Origin of the sequence: Azohydromonas lata NBRC 102462 (assembly GCF_001571085.1) — a bacterium.
In the GTDB taxonomy this organism is placed as follows: domain Bacteria; phylum Pseudomonadota; class Gammaproteobacteria; order Burkholderiales; family Burkholderiaceae_C; genus Azohydromonas; species Azohydromonas lata.
The window spans coordinates 1-562 of the sequence record NZ_BCTC01000336.1 but is presented as its reverse complement, the minus strand read 5'-3'; the positions used below and the strand labels follow the sequence as shown (position 1 = coordinate 562).

General features: G+C 71.2%; 1 protein-coding gene. It reads left to right on the top strand.

All coding sequences use genetic code 11. The features are described from left to right. Positions 1-562 (top strand): phosphopantetheine-binding protein (locus ALA01S_RS31385; protein WP_157119461.1); only part of this gene is annotated, 562 nt, incomplete at both ends.

The following is a 562-nucleotide window of genomic DNA, read 5'->3' as shown; positions in this document are numbered from 1 at the left end:
CCTGAAGGGGAGGTGGAGCAGCGGCTCGCGGCGATCTGGGCCGAGGTGCTGGGGGTGGCGCGCGTGGGCCGGCAGGACAACTTCTTCGAGCTGGGCGGGCACTCGCTGCTGGCGCTCAAGCTGCTCGAAGCGGTGCGCGCGCTGGGTTGGCCGGCGCAGGTGCGCACGCTGTTCGAGCACCCGCAGTTGGCCGCGTTCGCGCAGGCGCTGGCGCAGCAGCGCACGGACGGGCAGCGCGACGTGGCGGTGCCGCCGAACCTGATACCGGCTGGCTGCAGCGCGATAGAGCCGCGGATGCTCACGCTGGTCGAGCTGGATGCGGCGCAGATCGCGCGCATCGAGGCGGCGGTGCCGGGCGGGGCGGCCAACATCCAGGACATCTATCCGCTGGCCCCGCTGCAGGAGGGCATGCTGTTCCACCACCTGCTGCAGCGCGAGGGCGATGCATACATCACCCCGCAGTTGCTGGGCTTCGACAGCCGCGAGCGGCTGGAGCGCTTCATCGACAGCTTCAACCGGGTGATCGCACGCCACGACATCCTGCGCACCGCGGTGCTGTGGG